We start from the raw sequence: 20,184 nt of genomic DNA, 5'->3' as shown, positions 1-20,184 counted from the left end.
CGGCTGTATAATTAATGACCATGGCGGTGGTAACTACTATTTGCGTACCGCCACAACCACTGCCAGGATCAACCTGCTGGATTGATTGCCGGTTTACACTGTAAGTGTTGCAGGGATTACTGGGGCTATTAGCCCAACCGCCTCCATCAGCATAATAGGCCGACCAATCTCCTGAACCAGGAAAACCATCATAGCCGGGTATAAATGCACTAAAAATAACATCATATGATGCCGGTGGCGTTGAGCCGCTACCTATATCGCCGCCGCTGCCGCCACCGCCGCCACCGCCATCACAACTGCCAAACAAGCCCCACAAAAAACCGCACCAGTCTACAGTTTCAGTAGAAGGGGCGAAAAGATAACCATAAGTACCCGGCACCTGGAATACCCAGCCAATTGCTTCCGTGATCGTTCTGACAACGCTTATGATGCTACCCCAAACAGATTTATTTGTTTTAAGTGTACTGTTGATACTTATCTTGGCAGCGTTGTTGCTTTGGGCGTCAGCGTCCAGGTTTACCAGGTATTTTTTTGTGATCATGCTTTTGGTAAGATGCTGGCAAAAAATGCTATCGCCCCTGCATATCCCATTCACTTAAGGTTCCGGTCCAAATCTTTTTGGCTCCATTTTCCTTTTTTGGATCGTCCGGGGAAAAATTCATTAAAAGGGCTTTTACGCTATCGGGGTTTGCGCGCGTTTTATCCTGGAAAAAGTACAAAGACGGCGGGTGATAAGGATCGAATGTTGTAAGCACAGCGTTACCCGACGAGCCAACATCGTTTACCTTTTTGTCAGAGGATGATAGTGCTGCCAATAAGGAGGGTAACGATATATGCGTAACCGGAACGGTTACTACTGCAACATTGCCTATTGTAATTTGTTTGGCCTTTTTCCAATCGACGCTTAAATACTTTCCCATCGGGTTTTTAACAAACCAGTTCTCTAAGGCTGAATTAGAAATGGAGGGTGATGCATCGATAGATTTAGATGGCTGAGCGTTCGGAATCTTTATATCTTTATGACAAGATGCCATTAAAATTATTGCAAGCGGCAATAGTGCAAGTGCATTTTTCATTGTGATAAGGTTTGGTTTGTTAGACTAAACATATAAAATAATATTTGTATTACTTATTATTATGTCATAATGAACAAAATGAACAAGATGGATAAATCGGTATAATGTCAAATTAAAGGGAATGAGCTACTTAGCCGTTCCCTTTTTTTATTTTTGTTGCATTATATGAAAATACTCTTATCATACTTATCAAAACATCGCTGGACAGTTGTTCTGGCACTGGTACTTGCCGGTTTTAATATTGGCTTTTCGCTGGTTGATCCAATGATCACCGGTACTATTATGGATAGGTACATTGTACCTAAGGACCATATAGCCCGTAGCTTTGATTACCGTTTTTATGGTGCCCTGGGTTTGGTTGGCTTAGCAATTGGCGCGGCCATGGTATCGCGTATAGCAAAGAACTTCCAGGATTATTTTACCAATATCATAGTACAAAAAACAGGGGCAGCAATGTATGCTGATGGTTTAAAGCACTCGCTCGAGCTGCCTTACCAGGTTTTTGAAGATCAGCGCAGCGGCGAAACATTAGGCATATTGCAAAAGGTTAGGATAGATAGCGAAAAGTTTATTACTTCTTTTATCAGTGTGCTGTTTGTGAGTTTGGTGGGGATGATATTTGTAATAGTGTATTCGCTTAAGGTAAATTACCAGGTAACGCTGGTTTATTTTTGCGCTATACCAATTATAACGTTTGTAAGCATGGCGCTAAGCAAGCGTATTAAAATCATACAGAAAAAGATAGTAACAGAAACTACCGCTTTAGCCGGATCGACTACTGAGTCATTACGCAATATTGAACTGGTAAAAAGTTTGGGTCTTGCTAAACAGGAAATTGAAAGGTTAAATAAAACTACCTATAAGATACTGGACCTTGAATTAAGGAAGGTAAAATTTGTACGTAGCATGAGTTTTATACAGGGTACTGTGGTAAACCTGGTGCGCAGCTGTATGGTGTTGGTACTACTTGTGCTGATATTTAAAGATGAGTTAACAGCAGGTGATTATTTAAAATTTCTGTTTTATTCATTCTTCCTGTTTAATCCTTTACAGGAGTTAGGTAATGTAATACAATCATGGCGCGAGGCAGAGGTATCATTAGGTAATTTTAAAAGCATTTTAGATACCCCAATTGATATTAAACCCGAAAAACCGGTACTGGTAGAAAAAATTAAAACACTAACATTTAACGATGTAAGTTTTAAGCATTTAACCGCAAACCGTAATGCGCTAAACCACATCAGCTTTGAAACCAATACCGGCGAAACCATTGCATTTGTAGGTCCATCGGGGTCAGGTAAAACAACATTGGTTAAATTATTGGTTGGCTTATACCAGCCTTTAGAGGGCGATATCTTATATAATAATATTTTAAGCAAAGAAATTGACCTCGATCAGCTGCGCGAAAAAATCGGATTTGTAACACAAGATACCCAGCTTTTCTCTGGCACCATACGCGAAAATTTATTGTTTGTTCGCCCTGAAGCTACAGATGAGGAATGTATGGAAGTACTGCATCGTGCGGCTTGCCAAACGTTACTTGCCCGTGCTACAAATGGCCTGGATACCGTAATTGGTGAAGGTGGTGTAAAAGTATCTGGTGGCGAGAAGCAACGTTTATCAATAGCGCGCGCCCTATTACGCAGACCAGATCTGTTGGTGTTTGATGAAGCAACCTCATCATTAGATTCGTTGACCGAGGAAGAGATAACAGAAACTATCAGGGATGTATCTGTGTTCGGAGATCAAATAACTATTTTGATAGCTCACCGTTTATCAACCATAATGCATGCCGATAGAGTATATGTATTGGAAAAAGGCAGAATCATAGAATCGGGCGGACATGCTGAGCTGTTATTGCAAAAAGGCCTGTATTATGCTATGTGGAGACAACAAATTGGCGAAAAAGATACCGTTGAGGTAGATTAAATAATAAGCCTATGTATATTATAACTTCAGCTATCAGTGGTACTGTGGGATTTATCTTTTTGATAATGTGGGCATTATTGGTGGTTTTTGCTTTGATCAGTATCTTTAGTAACTCCAACGTAAACCGGGATAATAAATTTTTATGGTTTATTATAGTTGTTATAGTGCCGATAGTTGGTCCGCTTACTTATTGGTTCTGGCACAGTGTAAGGCAGCCTGGATAATATATATAGGTGCTATCATGTGTTATACATGACATAAAACTATGTGAGGGCGTCATCCTGAGCCCCGTCGAAGGGTGAGCGCAAAGGCCTCCCGCGTATATTTCGACGAGCTCAGGATGACAACGCTCTTTTTGTCATTTCTCCTTCAGAATTTCACGAAATTTTATAACTCAGGATGACTCCGGCGCATTCATTAGTGAATACACTATATAGCTATTTCCTTCTTTACTTTAGGCGCTGATATCTCATTCAATGATAATGGTATCAGCTTTTTAGTTTTAAAGTAGGTGATACTTACTATTATTAATGTCATACTTCCCCCAAAAAGCACGGATGGGACCGTGCCCATTAGCTTAGCTGCAGTGCCTGATTCAAATGCGCCTATCTCGTTTGATGATCCAATAAACATTTGATTTACTGCCGATACCCGTCCACGCATACTATCAGGAGTAAGTAGCTGCATAATAGTACCACGAATTAATACGCTGATGCTATCGAACCCACCCTCCGTAAACAAAAACAACAACGATAAATAAAAATTGCGCGATAAAGCAAAGCAGATAATAGATAAGCCAAAGCCGGTTACCGCTATTAATAAATTGCGCCACGGCTTACCCATTGGCGATATACGTGCCATAGCTAACATAACCAACACCGCCCCTAATGATGAAGTAGCACGCATAATGCCTAATCCTTGCGGGCCTACATGTAATATCTCATTAGCAAATACGGGTAGCAAAGCAACCGCGCCACCAAAAAATACAGAGAACAGGTCAAGGCTCATAGCGCCAATCATCATCTTGTTATGGAACACAAAATGAATACCTTCTGACAGGCTCTTCCAGATACTTTCTTTAGGTATGTATACCGGTGGATATCTTTTTAAGAAAAACACACATATCAATGCTATTAGCAGGAATATAATAATAATGATAAATGTTACTGTAATACCATAAAATCCATAAGCCAAACCACCAACCAACGGACCTAAAATGGATGCTATTTGCCAGCTGGAGCTGTTCCAACTACTGGAGTTTGGGTAAATTTCTTTTGGTACACTATGTGCCATAATGGTAAAAGCAGCCGGGTTGTAAAACGCGCGTGCCACGCCATTACAAAACACCATCATATATAAAATGGGTATTATCCACCCTGCATGTATGTAGGCTTCCATGCTTTTTAGGGTAATGGTAAACATTACTATTGATGAGAGTAATACTGCAAAAAAGACAAACAGCAGCATTTTCTTTTTTTCGGATTTATCAGCTATGTAGCCACCATATAAAGCAATGCCTATGGATGGAATAGCTTCACTTAACCCTATTAGCCCCAAAGCAAAAGCGCTTTTAGTTAATTGGTAAACGTAAAAGCCTAAAATTACGGCCTGCATTTGGTAAGCGAAAGTGAAGAAAAACTTCATGCCCAGGTATGAGCGAAAATCTTTATAACGTAAAGCTATGAAAGAATCATTTTTTGGTAAGGGTTGATTATCTGCTTCTGGCATCTAAGCAAATTTACAATTCAAAATTTAAGATTGCAGATTATTTGAAATAAATGTAAAATGACGACACACTTTTGTTACGATATTTTATCCCAACTTAACCCCGCGTTCTTTACCTGGAAGGCCAGGTTAAGTATTTGGTTTTCCGGTGCTGCCAGTTGAGGGTCTGCGGCAAAAATATCTTCGACACATTTACGTGCATGTAATAGTAGTTCCTGGTCTGTGGTAAGATCGGCAACTTTTAGGTCGAGCAGGCCGCTTTGCTGGGTGCCTTCAATATTACCCGGGCCACGCAGCTGCAGGTCGGTTTCCGCAATCTCAAAACCATTATTGGTTTTAACCATGGTGTTTAAGCGTATGCGGCCCTCATGACTCAATTTTTCCTTGCTCATTAATATACAATAGGATTGCTCTGCCCCGCGCCCCACACGGCCCCTAAGCTGGTGCAATTGTGATAATCCAAATCGTTCCGCATTCTCAATAATCATTACCGAAGCGTTGGGAATATTAACACCCACTTCAATTACAGTAGTAGCTACCATAATTTGCGTTTCGCCTTTAACAAAGCGTTGCATTTCAAATTCTTTTTCGGCAGCCTTTATTTTGCCGTATACCACGCTTAATCTATAATTGGGTAAAGGAAACTCGCGGGATATTATATCAAAACCTTCCATTAAATTCTTAAGATCAAGCTTTTCACTCTCCTGTATCAGCGGATATACAATATAAATTTGTCTGCCTTTAGCTATTTCATCTTTCATAAAGCCAAACATTCGCAAGCGGCTGTTCTCATAAAAGTGAACAGTCTTTATAGGCTTTCGTCCCGCAGGTAACTCATCTATTACAGAAATATCCAAATCGCCATATAGCGTCATGGCTAATGTGCGCGGAATAGGGGTAGCCGTCATTACCAAAATATGCGGTGGAACAGCATTCTTTCGCCATAATTTAGCGCGTTGCTCAACACCAAAACGATGCTGCTCATCAATTACTACCAAACCCAGGTTTTTGTATTGTACCTTATCTTCAATAAGCGCGTGTGTGCCTATTAATATTTTAAGGTCGCCATTCTCTAATTTTTCGTGCAATATTTTGCGATCTTTTTGTTTGGTAGAGCCGGTTAACAGGGCCACTTCAATAAAATCATCGCCAACCAAACTTTTTATAGTTTGATAATGCTGATTTGCCAATATCTCCGTAGGCGCCATAATGCAGGTTTGGAAACCGTTATCAATAGCTATCAACATACTCATTAAAGCAACAACGGTTTTACCACTGCCAACATCGCCTTGTAACAGACGGTTCATTTGCACACCTCGCTGGGTATCCTGCCTTATTTCTTTTAAAACTTTTTTTTGTGAGTTGGTTAGTTCAAAAGGTAATTTATGATGATAAAATTCATTAAAATAATGGCCCACTTTATCAAATATATTACCCTTAAATTTTTGTATGCGCAGCAGCTTGTTTTTTAAAAGTTTAAGTTGTAAAAAGAAAAGCTCTTCAAATTTTAAACGATGCCGGGCCTCGGCCAGTTTGTTGGCATCTTCAGGGAAATGAATATTGCGGTAAGCATCCGCACGGCCCATCAGCTTAAATTTGTTTAGAATGTAAAGCGGTAAATTTTCATGAATATCTTTCGCGTGCTGTTCCAGCAAGCCCGCTATAAGCTTTTGGATGCCTTTGCTATCTAAGGTAAATTGCTTTAACTTTTCTGTGGAGCTATATACAGGCTGCAAGGTCATATTTCCCTTGCGCTGAATAACTTCGGGCGAGTATAGATCAAATTCGGGATGCGACATTTGGGCCTTGCCGTTAAAAGACCCGGGTTTACCAAACAAGATGTAGGCTTTACCTAAAATAAGATTCTTTTCGGCCCATTTTATTCCCTGGAACCATACCAGCTCCATTGTACCGGTTTCGTCCTGTACCTGGGCAACTAACCGTTTAGTATGTTTTTCGCCAAGAATTTCTCTATGTGTCAATCGCACTATAACCTGCACATAAGGCAAATCCTGCTGGATGTCTTTTATTTTATAAAAACGGGTACGATCAATATGCCTGAATGGAAAATGCTGCAGCAGGTCTTCAAAATTACGGACGGACAGCTCTTTTTTAAGTACCTCGGCACGTGCACTGCCAACGCCTTTTAAATACTCCACAGGAGTTTGAAATGGCTGACCGCTCAATGATTACCTTAGGATTTTACAGCAATTACAGAAATTTCAACACTTACACCTTTTGGCAAAGCAGATACCTGTACAGTTTCCCGGGCCGGATGTTTATCAGTAAAATAAGTTCCATAAACCTCGTTTACTTCGGCAAAATCGGCAAGGTCTGTTAAAAATATGGTTGTTTTCACAATATCATTAAAATGAGCCTTGGCTTCATTCAAAATAGCGCCAATATTTTCCATTACTAAGTTTGTAGCAATGGTAATATCATCTGTAACTAATTCGCCGGTAAACGGGTGCAGGGGTATCTGGCCCGAAACGAATATAAATTTATCGGCAACTATGGCCTGGTTGTATGGCCCGATAGGGGCGGGTGCATCGGCAGTATTAATTACTTTTTTCATTTATTAATTGATAATGGTGTTTTTAAATTGTATTTATCGGGCTTACCTATTTTTTTAATATAAACCAATAGATGAGTTTCCAGATGATGCCGGCCAGGAACATAATTATGGCAATAGCATTAATAATATGCATTACCCTAAGGTTAAAGTTTGTTGGCCTGTTAGGATCTTTTTTGCGAAAGAAATACATGCAACAAATTTACATAAATTTTCGCTGTACGAATGAAGGTAAACAAAAAAAGGCTCCCCGATATGCGGAGAGCCTTTAATTTTATTTAACTGAATTCAAATTATTTTTTCTTGAATTGAACACGACGGTTTAATACACGTCCTTCTTCAGTTGAATTGTCAGCAATTGGATGAGTTTCACCGAAAGCTTTAATTTTTACTTTCTTAGCATCAACACCAGAGTTAACCAGGTAAGTTTTTACAGAAGTAGCACGATCTTTAGATAAAGCCATATTGTGAGCAGCAGTACCTTCAGATGAAGCGTAACCATCTAATTCAACACCAGCACCTGTAGCTCTAAGATCAGCTGAAGATGCATCTAATACAGGGTAAGATGAAGTTCTTAATACTGAGCTATCAAACTCAAACTGGATGTTACTGTATGCAGCAACAGCAGCGCCACCTATTGGTTTTCTTACAAATAAAGAAGTATCAATTTTAGGGAATACAATAGCGCAACCAGAGCCATCAACTACAGTACCTGCAGGAGTGCCCGGGCATTTGTCAAATTGATCGGCAACACCGTCACCATCAGAATCTTTTTTCAGATCATTAACAGCGTTTTCTACGTTAGTTACACGGCCTTTTAAGGCTGCAACTTCCTGACGTAATGCTTCATCATATAATTCATCATACATCATAGCTACCGGGTTAACCCACTCTAAGCTTGGTTTTGATTTTGAACCTAAAGTAAATTCTAAACCTGCATAACCGTATGAGTAACGATCTTTAGTAGGATAGCTTTTACGTACACCATCAAAGTTATCACCATCGATAAAGTTTTCAGTGTAACCTAAGTTTAACGCAATTTGATCAGTTAAACGGAATTTAGCACCAATACCAACCGGAATAACAAATTCCATAACGTGTTTAGGCCATTTTAAAGTTTCGCCATTTGTACCGTTTGTGCCATAACCAACAATAGTTGGCGTATAAGATGCTAAACCAACACCACCTGTAAAGAAGAAGTTGATAGCATTTTTACGACGCAAATAATCAATTGTAGCTACGTTTACAACACCACTTAAGCTTCCTTGAACAAAAGTAGTTGAATAGCTTACGTAGTTGTTGAAAGTTATACCGTCAGTAACAAAAGGTGCACTACCGCTGTTGCCGGCTACTTTGCCACCGCGTACATCCAATTGTAAACCAAATGAGTGTGCCAATTGGTCTTTAATAGAAACGCCATAACCTAAGTTAACAACGTTACCGTTAAAATCGCTTGAACCGCCGCTTGCAAGCATAGGTGATGTTGCACCAACGTTAACGCCAAGGCTCCAGGTATTGTACTGTCCGCTACCGCCAAATACCTTGGCCGTAGGTGTAGTCGCTGTCTGGGCTTTAACGGCACCAACTGCCATCAACGACACCAAGGAAAGAGCGACTGATTTTTTTAATGTAGAATAGTTCATAGTTTTAAGATTAAACAATGTTTTAATTGTGATTTTTTTCAAAAATAGTAATTATGTTTGAAACGATTACCAAATACTGTTCCAAAAATTATAACATTAACACAAAGAAATGAAAAATGTTCTATAGTTAATACAAATTATAATAAATACTATGAAATATTTACCTGTTCAAAATAATTTATTTACAATTAATAGAAAAAATTTCGTTTCGCGCATAAAGTCAGCATCGTTAGCTATATTTCATGCTAACGACGAGTTTCCCAGAAGCGGAGATCAGACGTTTATTTTTAAGCAAAATCCCGATTTCTTTTACCTGACAGGCATTGATCAGGAGCAAAGTATCCTTTTATTGTTTCCTGATTGTCCTAATCCACTATACAAAGAAGTCCTCTTTTTAAGACAAACAAATGAACATATCGCTGTTTGGGAAGGGCATAAGTATACAAAGGAAGAAGCAAAGGAAGCATCGGGCATTGAAACAATATATTGGTTGAGTGAATTTGATAACATATTACATAGTGTAATAAACTATGCAGCCAATATTTATATTAATACCAACGAGAATGACCGCTTTAGTTTTTCTGTCCCATACCGTGATTTGAGGATGCTTGAAGCACTACGCGTAAAATATCCTTTGCATCATTATGAGCGATCGGCAGTAATTATGCGCGACCTGCGCGCGGTGAAATCTCAAACGGAGATTGATCTTACTAAAAAAGCCTGTGCCATTACTAAGGATGCTTTTGAGCGTGTTTTAAAATTTACTAAACCCGGCGTTACCGAGTATGAAATAGAAGCAGAGATAATTCATGAATTTATTAAGCAACGCGCAACCGGACATGCTTATAACCCTATTATCGCATCCGGCAAGAACGCCATTGTACTACATTATATAGATAACAACCAGGTTTGTAAGGATGGCGATGTGATTTTGTTTGATTTTGGTGCTGAATATGCCAATTACAATGCCGATATGAGCCGTTCCATACCGGTTAACGGTCGTTTTACCAAACGCCAGCGCGATATGTATGATGCTGTTTTGCGTGTAATGCGTGCCGCAACCAAAATGTTGTTAGAAGGTACAGTATGGAACGAGTACCATGATGAGGTTGGTAAAATAATGACCGGCGAACTAATAGATTTAGGCTTATTAACCAAGCATGATGTAGAAAAGCAGGATCCCAAAATGCCTGCTTATAAAAAATACTTCATGCATGGCACATCGCACCATTTAGGTTTGGATGTGCATGATTTTGCCAGCCGTTATAAACCATTTGAGGCAGGTAATATATTAACGTGCGAGCCGGGTATTTATATCCCTGCGGAAGGTTTAGGGATAAGGATAGAGAATAATATCCTGATAACTAAAGGCGGTAATATTGATCTGATGGCTGATATTCCGGTTGAGGCTGAGGAGATTGAGGAGATAATGAATAGTTAGATTTCGGAGTTATAGTTCTTGTCTATAAAAGAATATAAATTAAATTCCGAATTGCCTAAAGCTGCTGCAATACCTTGCTGAAGCTTTTTTTTGTCTACACCAGCCATACGTTTTTGCTGGATGATCTTATAGGCTTTTTCTGCCAATAGAAATTCTTTGCGGGTGTTTTTTATATCTTTTGCTGATAAAATAAAATCTGCTATTTCACTTATACCTGTTCCTGTAGTGGCTACGGTTTTAAAAACAGGTATCTCTTCGCCCGGATTTTGATGGATTATCTTTTTAAGATTATTGGCAAACAGGTCGGCATCATCACGGTCGGCTTTGTTGATGATAAATGCATCAGCGATCTCCATCAGGCCCGATTTAATATTTTGTATCTCATCGCCCGATTCCGGAACTAATACCACAAAAGTTATATCCGCCAACCCTGCAATTTCAATTTCTGATTGGCCCACACCAACGGTTTCTATCAGCACATAATCAAAACCCGCGGCACGCAATACATCGGCCATTTCAATGGTTTTTGCGGATAGGCCACCTAATGAGCCACGGGTAGCCAATGATCTTATAAAAACATTGGGGCTATTAAAATGCTTGCTCATGCGTATCCTGTCGCCTAATAAAGAGCCAAAATTAAATGGTGAGGTAGGGTCTATAGCTAACACCGCTATCTTGTTCCCTTTGCTTATCAATTGTTCGATAAGCATATTTACCAATGTGCTTTTACCTGCCCCTGGCGGCCCGGTTATACCTATAATAGGTGTGTTTTTGGTAAAGCGAAGATTTTTTAGAAGTTTATCAGCGCCCGGCAAGTCATTCTCAACAACCGTAAGTGTGCGGGCAACTGATTTAAAATCGGTGTAGTTGGATGATATGTTATTAACGCCCGGCATATTAATATATAAAGGAACAAAAATAATAAGGAAAAGCCACAACGCAGCATTTGTTGGCGGCGCATACAAACGGTATGCCCGTACTCTATTGATGACAACGCTAAAAAAAGGATATAGTGTTTCACAAAATAATGAAACACATGAAACACTCTTTTAGGTTAATTTATTGATAATTAATGATTTGACAAAATGAGTGAAACACTTTGAAACAGTACAAAAGCTTTAAGTAAAATAGTATAAATAGCTTATAATTAATAATTTATGCTATTTTATCGATTTTTGCAAAAATGGGGTGAAACACCTGATGTGAAACACTTTATTTCGCCTTAAAGTCTGCGAGCGACCCCATCAGACAATACTATTGATGTAAGTTTGTATGCTGTTTTCTCATGGGCTACTACGCTCTTGAGAGGGAATTGCACAATCCGCCGCCCAATCTGCCTGTGAGGACACAGACAGCGGAAAAAAGATAACTATATTTGTCACTCAACTTTAAACCAAACTAAAGTTTTAATGAAAGTAGCCGGGTTCACCTTTATCCGTAATGCCGTAAAAAACGATTATCCCATTGTGGAGGCCATAACTTCTATATTGCCTTTATGTGATGAATTTGTGGTGGCCCTGGGTAACTGCGGGGATGATACCGAACAATTAGTAAGAGGTATCAATTCGCCCAAAATAAAAATCATTAATACGGTTTGGGACGATTCCATTCGGGAAGGCGGGGCAGTATTTGCTGCCGAAACAGACAAGGCTTTTGCTGCTATATCGCCCGATGCCGATTGGGCATTTTATATACAAGGAGATGAGTGCGTACACGAAAAATATCATTCATTAATTAAAAAGGAGATGGAGGATAATTTAAACGATGCCAATATTGAGGGCCTGCTGTTTAAATACCTGCATTTTTATGGGTCGTATGATTATTATGGGCACTCGCGCAGGTGGTACCGCAGGGAAATACGTATTGTAAGAAATAATAAAGCTATACACTCGTATCGTGATGCGCAAGGTTTTAGGTGGGATAACCGAAAGATAAATGTAAAATTGATAGATGCTTATATATATCATTATGGTTGGGTAAAGCCGCCATCAGGATTGGCAAATAAGCTGCGTAACTTCAATCAATTTTATCATGATGATGAATGGATGGCCCAAAACCTGCCCGATAGCTTTACGTTTGATTATAGCCATAAAAACCCCGACAGGCTGGTGCATTTTGCGGGCAGCCACCCTGCAGTAATGCAAAACCGGATAGCGGCCACTAACTGGAAACTGGATATCGACCTGAAAAATTTAAATAAAAAAATGACTTTCCGCCGTAAACTTTTGCAAAAGGTAGAAGATATTACCGGCTGGCGCATAAGTGAGTACCGCAATTATAAAATAGTTAAGAAATAGCAGGTGGATAAAAAAAGCATCAGCATAGTTATACCTAATTATAATGGCAGGCAGCTGCTAGCAGAATACCTGCCCTATACTTTTGCCGCTATTGAAAATGCCGGCGTAGCTTATGAGGTTATTGTGGTGGATGATGCCTCGGCAGATACATCTGTTGAATATATTAAACAAGCGTATCCGCAGGTAAAGTTATTGGTCAACGCACAAAATAGTGGTTTCTCCTACTCCTGTAACAAGGGAATTGCTGCCGCGCAATATGAGTTAATATTACTGTTGAACTCGGACGTTAAACTTGCGCCCGATTATTTTGAGCAGCAGTTTAAATATTTTGAGGCTGATGATACCTTTGGCGTGATGGGGCGCATAATTGATATGGAGGGCGATAACATACAAGATGCCGCGCGCTCGCCAAAATTTAACGGACTAAAATTAAAAACCGAGTACTTTTATTATACTAATGATGAAAACGACCGCCTATATACCTTTTATTTATCGGGCGCAAACGCGTTAATAGATGCCGCCAAATTGAAAGAGATAGGCGGATTTTATGAATTATTTTCGCCGTTTTATTGCGAGGATATGGAGTTGAGTATACGCGCCTGGAAGTTGGGGTGGAAATGTTATTATGAGCATCAGTCGGTATGCCGGCACCAAATATCAGCCAGTACTAAAAACTACCAAAAGCCCAAATGGATAAAAAGCACCTATTACCGTAACCGGTTTTATTTACATGTGTTGCACCTGAATGGCTTAGCGCTATTTGGCTGGTACGTGCAAATTACATTGATAGACCTGTTACCCAAATTACTGATGGGCCAAACCTGGATATGGAAAAGCTATAAAGAATTGTTTAAAAACAGCGACTTGATTGATCAATATAAAGAGCGTTTAAATATATTGTTAACTCAACACAGCAGTAAACGCAGTATATTTAATGTGGTTGACACCATAAGGTTATCTGTAAAAAATAAAAAGATAATAAAAGTTAAGTTATCATAAATGAAAAGCGGGCCATTTGTTTCTGTCGCGTTGTGCGCCTATAATGGGGCAGCCTATTTGGCGCAGCAGCTGGATACGCTTGTTGATCAAACTTATAAAAATTTGGAGATTATTGTGATTGACGATTGTTCTACCGATAATACCTATGCTATATTAACAAATTACGCATCCCGTTATCCGCAATTTAAGCTATACCAAAACGAAAGCAATCTCGGCTTTGTAAAGAATTTTGAACGCGCGGCAACTTTATGCACCGGTGAACTGATTGCCCTTTGCGACCAGGATGATATTTGGGACTTGCAGAAAATTGAAAAGCAGGTTAATGCCATAAAGGATAATGTACTGATATATCACGATTCGGAATTTATACATGAGGATGGCAGCTTAATGAATAAAAAGGTATCAGATGTAATGAACCTTTACCGCGGCGATGAGCCGGAAGTGTTTTTGTTTTTCAATTGTGTATCGGGCCATTCCATATTAATGAAGCGGGCGCTGCTGGATGAAGCCCTGCCATTAAAAGAAACCTATTTCCACGATTGGTGGCTGGCCTATGTGGCAACCAATATGGGCACTATAGATTTTATGCCCGAATGCCTGGTTAAATACCGCCAGCACGATAAAAGCGACACCAATATTTTGCGGACAAAACGGGATAAGGAAGTACATAAACATACTTCTATACAAAAACTGGAGCGGATACAAACATGGCTGGGCCATTGCGCGGCTTATCCAAAAAATAAAAATGATATCGCCTTGCAATTTTATAAAGCATTTACCAAACGGATGGGTAGTTATATATCATTTGGGTTAAGCAGGTTATTAATAAAATACCGGAGTACTATTTTCCTTATCCGCAAAAAGAGCAAGCTAAACCGCGCCAATTATATTTATAGCCAAATATGGGGGGCAAAAACAAAGAAATTATTTAGTTAATTTTGAAATAAACCTTAATATCAATTTGAAAAGTAAACTAATATTTTTTTCATTATCATTTCCTAAATGACACCTACAAGCATTGAAAGTATTTTAGAACAGTTAAATTTAATTGAGAAAAAAATAAATACAAGAGATAGTCTTGTTATTCGAGGTCAAATTCTCTTACTTGAACGTATAGTTAGTCGGTTTTTCGAAAAATCATCATACATAGATTATATCGATGATGCCGATGAAAGTAATGAAGAAATAATTGAAGCGGGTGGTGAGATAGAAGGGCATACCTATAAACATATAAGGAACATTCTACATATGGTTATTGAGAATTTGGCTATAGAGCTAACATCATTTGGCTTTGAATCTAAGAATGATCCCAAAATTGATAAATCAATCAATATAAATAATCAGCATACAATTAATCAATCACAATCTATAAGTGTTGAGTTTTTAAAGGAAATATTTAAAGATTCCCTTACAGGAAAACAACTAAAAGAACTGTCTGAAATAGTAAAAGAAGAGAAGGATGTTAATAAGGCAACATCAAAGCTATTCGATAAAATAAAGGGTTTTGGCAGTGATGTAGCAAGTAATATTGTTGCAGGAATATTAACAAACCCACATTTATACACCAGCTTATTCTAAAGCTAATTTGCATGAAATTATTTAATTAATTTTGGAAGGATGACGTTTAAGAAAAAGAATCTCCTGGGTAAGTTGCTGTTAAAATATTCTGACAGGGATAAATATAAAGAGTACAAGTGGGAGATAACCAACTATAATAAAGAGGAATTTCAAAATTACTTTACCGGTAAGCAGCGCTTAAATACTGTAGAGAAAATAAAGGCATTCTGCACATCAAACTCCGAACTTAATGTACACCATAGCGGCAACGCAGGCGATATTATTTATGCCCTTGCAACACTTAAAGAAATACATGGGCTAACCGGCGTAAAAATAAATCTGTATTTAAAGCTAAGCAAACCGCGCAATATGCCTAAGCATATGACACACCCGCTGGGTAGCGTTATGCTTAACCAAAAAATGGTGGATATGTTGGCTCCGTTGGTGTTATCGCAAAATTATATTGATAAATGCGAAGCCTATGATGGTCAGCAAATACACATTGACCTTGATTTTTTCCGGTCGAAATTGATACCTATAGATCATGGAAATATCGCGAGATGGTGCGGCTATTTAACCGGCGTAACCCCGCAATTATGGAAAAGCTGGCTAACAGTTAATGCTGATAAAGCTTACGCAAATACCATAGCTATTGCCCGCAGCGAACGTTACCGTAATACAGCTATTGATTACTCGTTTTTGCAAAAATATAATGAGGTGGTTTTTGTGGGCGTAGCATCAGAGTATGAAGATATGCGCCAATCAATACCCAACCTTAAATGGGTGCAGGTGGACGATTTTTTAAAACTGGCGCAGATAATTGCAGGCTGCAAGGTTTTTATTGGTAACCAATCGTTCCCGTTCGCTATTGCCGAAGGGCTTAAAGTGCCGCGTATATTAGAGCTTTATTACCAGATAGCTAATGTAATTCCCGAAGGTGAGAACGCGCACGACTTTTTCTTTCAGGAACATTTGGAATCGTTAGTAAAACAGTTGGCCGTTTAATAATTATAATATGAAGAAGAAAGGTCTTTTAAATAAGCTTTGGCTAAAACATACCGATAAGAGAGGTTACAAAGAATATAAATGGCAACTGGTAAATTATAAAGATGTTGAGTTTAAACGCTTCATTACCGGCAACCAGCGGTTAAGCAACTTTCCGCAAATTAAAGAACATGCCCTTGCTAACGGAAAACTAAACCTGAACCATAGCGGCAACGCAGGCGATATTATTTATGCGCTGCCAACCATCCGCGAAATACATGAGCTTACAGGGGTGCCTGTAAATTTATATTTCACGCTAAACCGCCCCATGATATTTGCCGAGGGTGTAACGCATTCGCATGCGCTGGGTGGTGTAATGCTTAACCAGAAGATGATAGATATGCTGGTGCCGCTGATAAAAAGCCAGCCGTATATTAATGAGTGCGAGGCAAGCAGCGATAAACCAATTGATATTGATCTGGATTATTTCCGATCAGGCTTTGTACCGCAGGATAAGGGGAACATTGCCCATTGGTGCGCTTATATTACGGGCGTTAATCCGCCGCTTTGGAAAAAATGGCTGACGGTTGAACCCGACCATACTTATAAAGATACCATCATCCTGGCCCGCAGCGAACGCTACCGAAACATTATGATCGATCATAAATTTTTGAATAAGTATGATAACATGATATTCATAGGTGTGGAATCAGAATATAATGACATCATTAAAACCATGCCCAATATTAAATGGGTAAAGGTGGACGACTTTTTACAAATGGCAAAAATGATAGCGGGGTGTAAGTTGTTTATCGGCAATCAATCGTTCCCATTTTCTATAGCCGAGGCATTGAAAGTGCCACGCATTTTAGAGGTTTCGTTCGATGTAATAAACGTGGTGCCCGAAGGCGAAGGCGGTTACGACTTTTTCTTCCAGGATCATTTTGAAACGTTGGTAGAAAAGTTGGCGCGATAGTTAGGCGGCGATTACTCACCCCGACTACGCTACGCTGGTCGACCCTCTCTTCACCTTCGGCGGAAAGAGGGTTTTTCAAATAGTCCAAAGATTTGTCAACTTTTAAAAAGTTGACAAATCTACACCTGGTTACCCTCTTTACGGCTTGCCGAAGAGAGGGTCGCGCACGAAGTGCCGCGGGGTGAGTCAACGGCGTGCGTTCTGCCATCGTTTAAATTCCCATACTAATATTCGCTAAATACCGTTAGCTTTGCACTCTTTAAATATTTTTAATGAAGACTTATTTCCGGCTACTATCCTTTGCCAAGCCAATTGAAAAATTTGCTATTCCTTATATAATCACAACCATATTTTCTGTAATATTTAGTACACTAAATCTGGCACTGCTTGCCCCATTACTGCAAACATTGTTTTCTGATAAACAGACTGGTATTGTGGCATTGGGCCCAAGACCATCCGCGTTTAACATAATGGATACATTTAATTATTATGTACAGTATATGCTTAATAATTACGGCAAGTGGGGTACTTTACAATTTGTTTGTGCAACAATAATAGTATCTGCTTTGCTGGCGAATCTTTTTCGATATCTATCGCAACGTACTATGGAAAATTTACGGGTGCATACGTTATTAAATTTCCGGAGAGCGGTATTTAATAATGTTATGAACCTGCATCTGGGTTTTTTCAGTAATGAGCGTAAGGGAGATATTATTTCAAAGATCGCGTCGGATGTTCAGGTGGTCCAATTTTCGGTAACAAGCACCTTACAAGTTGTATTTAAAGAACCCTTAACATTAATAGCCTACATGGCATGGTTGTTTGCCATATCAACCAATCTTACTCTTTATTCTTTATTGATAATTCCGGTTTCTGCTTTTGTAATATCTAAAATTGTAAAGCGCCTAAAAGCCCAGGCAATTGCATCACAACAAACATATGGTAACATGATCAGCTACCTGGATGAAGCCTTATCCGGTATAAAAATTATTAAAGCCTTTAATGCAACAGAATTTATAAAAAAACGGTTTGATCAAGAAAACGTAACCTATTCAAAAATTACTAAATCAATGGCCAGGCGCCAGCAATTGGCATCGCCTGTTTCTGAGTTTTTTGGTATAGCTATGGTTTCGGGTATTGTTTTATACGGCGGCCATCTCATATTTACAAAAGACAGCTCTTCTTTAAAGCCCGAAGAGTTTATCACATACATAGCTTTGTTCTCACAGGTTATGCGCCCGGCCAAAGCCATATCCGACTCATTCAGCAATATTCACTCGGGCATTGCGGCAGGCGAACGTGTTTTAGCTTTAATAGATGAAAAACCTTTAATAAAAGATACGCCGAATGCAACTGCCATAACCGAATTTAACGAAGGCATATACTTTAAAAATGTATCGTTCGCTTACCAGGAAAAGGTTGTTTTGTCTGATATCAATTTGAATATTCCTAAAGGTAAAACCGTAGCATTGGTTGGTCCGTCGGGTGGTGGTAAGTCTACCTTAATGGACCTAATACCACGATTTACCGACCCGCAAAGCGGTGAAGTGCTGATAGATGACCATAACATCAAATCTATCACTGCCGAATCATTAAGAGCCTTAATGGGGTTTGTAAACCAGGAATCCATCCTGTTTAATGATTCCATTTACAACAACATCGCCTTTGGTAAAGTAGATGCTACACCCGAACAGGTAGAAGCCGCGGCACGTATAGCCAATGCACATAGTTTCATTTTAGAGACCGAAGAAGGCTACAATACCAACATAGGCGACCGCGGTACCAAACTATCCGGCGGGCAGCGCCAGCGGATCTGTATTGCAAGGGCCGTTTTAAGCAACCCGCCTATTATGTTGTTGGATGAGGCTACATCGGCATTGGATACCGAATCAGAAAAATTGGTGCAGGATGCCTTGAATAATTTGATGAAAAACCGTACCTCGCTCATTATAGCGCACCGTTTAAGCACCATACAAAATGCCGATATTATTGTGGTGCTGGAAAGCGGTAAAATTGTAGAGCAGGGCACTCACCATGAACTCATCGGCCACAATGGTTTATACCGTAAGCTGATAGATATGCAAACCTTTATCAATTAAACCATGCCCGGGCAGCAAGCTAAACATAAGGTTGCGGTAGTTATTCCTTTTTATAAGGATACACTTTCGGCTCATGAGGTTATTGCGCTGCAGCAATGTTTTAAGGTACTGGCAAATTACCCGGTGATAGCGGTAAAACCTAATCACCTTACCCTGCCTGTAGAAGTAAGTGCTTATCCATTGGCTGATACTATAAGTTTTGATGACGACTATTTTAAAGACATTAATGGTTACAATGCCTTAATGCTGTCTGATAAATTTTATAAAGAATTTTTAGGATATGAATATATCCTCATTCATCAACTGGATGCATTTGTTTTTAGGGATGAGCTTAACTATTGGTGCGATCAAAACTACGATTATATAGGCGCGCCCTGGTTGCGCGATTGCGATCATCCGGATTGGGTTAAGGCGGTTAAATCAAACATCAGGTACTTTTTCCATACCCGTTATGATATCTATGTAAACGGCGAGCCGAGCCGCTACCAGTTTGAAAATAAGGTTGGCAACGGTGGCTTTTCTTTACGTAGGGTAAAGAAGTTTTACGATATCAGCGTAGCTAAAAAAGAATTTATTGCCGGCTACCTGGCAAAAGGCAGCACCCATTTTAACGAGGATAGGTTTTGGAGCATTGAAGTAAACCGCAAGCGCAAAGCGTTAAGGATACCTTATTATAAAAAAGGAATAAAATTCTCGTTCGAATATGTTTTGGACAGGGCTATGTCGCTCACCAATAATCAGTTGCCATTTGGCTGCCACGCCTGGGATGAACACCTTGCTTTTTGGAGGCCGTTTTTTAAGGAGTGTGGATATGATATATAACTAAATATATTGGCCAGGAGCAGCCTGTTTATTCAGTTGGCAAGGAATCACACAGTCCGCCGTT

18 protein-coding genes and 1 pseudogene are annotated in these 20,184 nt (G+C 39.4%); 11 read left to right on the top strand and 8 right to left on the bottom strand.

All coding sequences use genetic code 11. The features are described 5' to 3' along the window. Nucleotides 1–541 (bottom strand): annotated as a pseudogene (locus JWR23_RS02125) (hypothetical protein); the annotation flags it as partial. A gap of 28 nt (nucleotides 542–569) precedes the next feature. Continuing rightward, nucleotides 570–1,076, bottom strand: a complete 507-nt coding sequence (locus JWR23_RS02120) for a hypothetical protein (RefSeq protein ID WP_299512341.1) — start codon at nucleotides 1,074–1,076, stop codon at nucleotides 570–572. A gap of 165 nt (nucleotides 1,077–1,241) precedes the next feature. On the opposite strand from JWR23_RS02120, the gene JWR23_RS02115 reads away from it, so the two are divergent. Together JWR23_RS02115 and JWR23_RS17735 are read left to right on the top strand one after the other, a co-directional pair. Beyond that, a complete protein-coding gene (locus tag JWR23_RS02115; RefSeq protein ID WP_299512337.1) occupies nucleotides 1,242–3,005 on the top strand; it encodes an ABC transporter ATP-binding protein in 1,764 nt (587 codons plus the stop codon). A gap of 11 nt (nucleotides 3,006–3,016) precedes the next feature. Further along, nucleotides 3,017–3,229, top strand: coding sequence for a PLDc N-terminal domain-containing protein (locus tag JWR23_RS17735; RefSeq protein ID WP_367277506.1), 213 nt, complete (start codon nucleotides 3,017–3,019; stop codon nucleotides 3,227–3,229). 205 nt (nucleotides 3,230–3,434) lie between these two features. On the opposite strand, the gene JWR23_RS02110 is transcribed toward JWR23_RS17735, so the two are convergent. From JWR23_RS02110 to JWR23_RS02090, 5 genes are all read right to left on the bottom strand, one after another. Further along, on the bottom strand, nucleotides 3,435–4,733 hold the full coding sequence (locus JWR23_RS02110) for an MFS transporter (RefSeq protein WP_299512335.1): 1,299 nt from the start codon (nucleotides 4,731–4,733) through the stop codon (nucleotides 3,435–3,437). Nucleotides 4,734–4,807: 74 nt separating this feature from the next. Beyond that, nucleotides 4,808–6,916 (bottom strand): ATP-dependent DNA helicase RecG, encoded by a 2,109-nt coding sequence (recG, locus tag JWR23_RS02105; protein ID WP_299512332.1) that lies wholly within the window; start codon nucleotides 6,914–6,916, stop codon nucleotides 4,808–4,810. Nucleotides 6,917–6,924: 8 nt separating this feature from the next. Next, nucleotides 6,925–7,305 (bottom strand): RidA family protein, encoded by a 381-nt coding sequence (locus JWR23_RS02100; RefSeq protein ID WP_299512330.1) that lies wholly within the window; start codon nucleotides 7,303–7,305, stop codon nucleotides 6,925–6,927. A 46-nt stretch (nucleotides 7,306–7,351) separates the two neighbouring features. Next, nucleotides 7,352–7,495 (bottom strand): DUF6728 family protein, encoded by a 144-nt coding sequence (locus JWR23_RS02095; protein WP_299512328.1) that lies wholly within the window; start codon nucleotides 7,493–7,495, stop codon nucleotides 7,352–7,354. A gap of 100 nt (nucleotides 7,496–7,595) precedes the next feature. Then, nucleotides 7,596–8,945 carry an OmpA family protein gene (locus JWR23_RS02090; RefSeq protein WP_299512326.1) on the bottom strand — a complete coding sequence of 450 codons (1,350 nt, stop codon included), beginning with the start codon at nucleotides 8,943–8,945 and terminating at the stop codon, nucleotides 7,596–7,598. A 151-nt stretch (nucleotides 8,946–9,096) separates the two neighbouring features. On the opposite strand from JWR23_RS02090, the gene JWR23_RS02085 reads away from it, so the two are divergent. Beyond that, nucleotides 9,097–10,386 (top strand): aminopeptidase P family protein, encoded by a 1,290-nt coding sequence (locus tag JWR23_RS02085; RefSeq protein WP_299512323.1) that lies wholly within the window; start codon nucleotides 9,097–9,099, stop codon nucleotides 10,384–10,386. Here JWR23_RS02085 and meaB read toward each other — a convergent pair. Then, on the bottom strand, nucleotides 10,383–11,282 hold the full coding sequence (gene meaB / locus JWR23_RS02080) for a methylmalonyl Co-A mutase-associated GTPase MeaB (protein WP_299512320.1): 900 nt from the start codon (nucleotides 11,280–11,282) through the stop codon (nucleotides 10,383–10,385). The genes JWR23_RS02085 and meaB overlap by 4 nt on opposite strands. A 513-nt stretch (nucleotides 11,283–11,795) precedes the next feature. Between meaB and JWR23_RS02075 the strand changes: the two genes are divergently transcribed. The 8 genes from JWR23_RS02075 to JWR23_RS02040 all read left to right on the top strand — a co-directional run bounded on the left by JWR23_RS02075 (nucleotide 11,796) and on the right by JWR23_RS02040 (nucleotide 20,120). Next, entirely contained in the window at nucleotides 11,796–12,683 is an 888-nt protein-coding gene (locus JWR23_RS02075) for a glycosyltransferase family 2 protein (RefSeq protein ID WP_299512318.1), read from the top strand. A gap of 3 nt (nucleotides 12,684–12,686) precedes the next feature. After that, on the top strand, nucleotides 12,687–13,682 hold the full coding sequence (locus tag JWR23_RS02070; protein WP_299512316.1) for a glycosyltransferase family 2 protein: 996 nt from the start codon (nucleotides 12,687–12,689) through the stop codon (nucleotides 13,680–13,682). Next, a complete protein-coding gene (locus JWR23_RS02065; RefSeq protein WP_299512314.1) occupies nucleotides 13,683–14,618 on the top strand; it encodes a glycosyltransferase in 936 nt (311 codons plus the stop codon). A 66-nt stretch (nucleotides 14,619–14,684) separates the two neighbouring features. Continuing rightward, nucleotides 14,685–15,260 (top strand): hypothetical protein, encoded by a 576-nt coding sequence (locus JWR23_RS02060; protein ID WP_299512312.1) that lies wholly within the window; start codon nucleotides 14,685–14,687, stop codon nucleotides 15,258–15,260. Nucleotides 15,261–15,299: 39 nt separating this feature from the next. Beyond that, nucleotides 15,300–16,244, top strand: coding sequence for a hypothetical protein (locus JWR23_RS02055; RefSeq protein ID WP_299512310.1), 945 nt, complete (start codon nucleotides 15,300–15,302; stop codon nucleotides 16,242–16,244). 10 nt (nucleotides 16,245–16,254) lie between these two features. Next, nucleotides 16,255–17,199 carry a hypothetical protein gene (locus JWR23_RS02050; protein WP_299512304.1) on the top strand — a complete coding sequence of 315 codons (945 nt, stop codon included), beginning with the start codon at nucleotides 16,255–16,257 and terminating at the stop codon, nucleotides 17,197–17,199. A 272-nt stretch (nucleotides 17,200–17,471) separates the two neighbouring features. Then, complete coding sequence (locus tag JWR23_RS02045; RefSeq protein ID WP_299512300.1) at nucleotides 17,472–19,298, top strand: ABC transporter ATP-binding protein; 1,827 nt, start codon at nucleotides 17,472–17,474, stop codon at nucleotides 19,296–19,298. Between the two features lie 3 nt (nucleotides 19,299–19,301). Next, nucleotides 19,302–20,120 (top strand): DUF5672 family protein, encoded by an 819-nt coding sequence (locus JWR23_RS02040; RefSeq protein ID WP_299512298.1) that lies wholly within the window; start codon nucleotides 19,302–19,304, stop codon nucleotides 20,118–20,120. Nucleotides 20,121–20,184: the final 64 nt, after the last annotated feature.

Origin of the sequence: Mucilaginibacter sp. (genome assembly GCF_028288205.1) — a bacterium.
In the GTDB taxonomy this organism is placed as follows: domain Bacteria; phylum Bacteroidota; class Bacteroidia; order Sphingobacteriales; family Sphingobacteriaceae; genus Mucilaginibacter.
The sequence above is the reverse complement of the archived record's forward strand: the minus strand, read 5'-3'. Positions and strand labels throughout refer to the sequence as shown.